The sequence below is a fragment of the Mesorhizobium sp. B1-1-6 genome, from assembly GCF_006443035.1.
In the GTDB taxonomy this organism is placed as follows: Bacteria; Pseudomonadota; Alphaproteobacteria; order Rhizobiales; family Rhizobiaceae; genus Mesorhizobium.
The window spans coordinates 1-1,283 of sequence record NZ_VFWR01000046.1 but is presented as its reverse complement, the minus strand read 5'-3'; the positions used below and the strand labels follow the sequence as shown (position 1 = coordinate 1,283).

The 1,283-nt window shown below is 58.4% G+C and carries 2 protein-coding genes; both read left to right on the top strand.

The window, feature by feature from the left end:
- The first annotated feature begins 455 nt into the window (after positions 1-455).
- Positions 456-722 (top strand): type II toxin-antitoxin system ParD family antitoxin, encoded by a 267-nt coding sequence (locus FJ979_RS32375; protein ID WP_140584738.1) that lies wholly within the window; start codon positions 456-458, stop codon positions 720-722.
- A gap of 3 nt (positions 723-725) precedes the next feature.
- Entirely contained in the window at positions 726-1,037 is a 312-nt protein-coding gene (locus tag FJ979_RS32370; protein WP_140584736.1) for a type II toxin-antitoxin system RelE/ParE family toxin, read from the top strand.
- Positions 1,038-1,283 lie beyond the last annotated feature (246 nt).

Genomic DNA, 1,283 nt, shown 5'->3' with positions numbered 1-1,283 from the left:
AAGCAAAGCAAAGCAAAGCAAAGCAAAGCAAAGCAAAGCAAAGCAAAGCAAAGCAAAGCAAAGCGTTCAGGGCCAAGCCTCGGTCGTTCCATGCCTCGGGGCCAAGACGAGCTCTCAGCTCGCGCGGCGGAAAATTGGGCTTCCCAGAGCCGAGGCCAGCCACGAAAATGCAAAATGGATTCAGCCGGCAGGATTCCATCTCAGGCGGCTTCAGCGCCAGCTGTCCCGGAGGGATCGCGAGGAGCAGATCCCACCTATCGGCTGCAGGCGCGATCCCCGATCCCGACGGCCCGACTGAGGCGATATCTCGGTTATGCCGAATCAAGCGATCCGAACCTGTCTGCGAGACAATCGGACCAAAATGCAGGTTGGTCGACCTCGGTCGAAATTGCTAATATCTGACATCTATTGCTAAATCCGTGCCGTGATCCCATGTCTCTTTCCGGGAGGTTGTCATGCCCAACTACGCTCTGAACGACCACTATGAGCGCTTCATCAGGAAACAGCTCGAATCAGGTCGCTACAACAATGCCAGCGAGGTTGTCCGCGCCGCCCTGCGCATGCTCGAGGATTTCGAGGCGGAGCGGGAAAGATGGCTGCGCGAGGAAATTCCGGGCCGCTTGGCCGAGCTCCAGCAGGATCCAGCTAAAGGAATTCCGGCCGATGTGGTTTTTTCTCGGCTGGAGGCGCGCCATCGCGCGAAACAGGCGAAAGCCAAGTAGGGGATGGTCTATCGGATCGTCTTTCATCCCGCCGCACAAGCCGAACTCGAACGGCTCTATGACGACATAGCCGAGCGGGCATCGCCGGCGATCGCGTGGAATTTTGTCGCGGGTATTCAAGACCATTGTCTCGGTCTATCGACTTTTCCACAGCGTGGCGCCGAGCGGCGCGAGATCATGCCCGGACTGCGGATCATCGGCTACCGACGGGCGGTCAGCATTGCCTTTGCGGTCGAGGGCGAGCAGGTGCTGATCCTGGGCATCTTCTACGCAGGCCGGAACATCACACCGGAATTGCTGGAGGATCGCCGCTGAAAGCCGCTCTGGCAAGATCCGCGGCCGTCGGGCGGACAGCGATTTTCAAAGCGAGGCATATGGTCCGAAGCGAGCATCCCAGGCGCGACCAAGCGCAAAAAGCGACGTGGAAACTCAGCCTAGCCAACTCACGAATCTCGACCCTGCGGATATCTCCACGAGAAATCGAAAAAACTTCTTGGATCGGTGTTGACAGTTTGTCGGGGTGGCGACTATATACGCCTCACGAACGAGGGCGGTGCGCCG

Bases quoted from the DNA above. Each gene is read 5' to 3' on its own strand.
- FJ979_RS32375 (WP_140584738.1), top strand. From the start codon at position 456: ATGCCCAACTACGCTCTGAACGACCACTATGAGCGCTTCATCAGGAAA.
- FJ979_RS32370 (WP_140584736.1), top strand. From the start codon at position 726: ATGGTCTATCGGATCGTCTTTCATCCCGCCGCACAAGCCGAACTCGAA.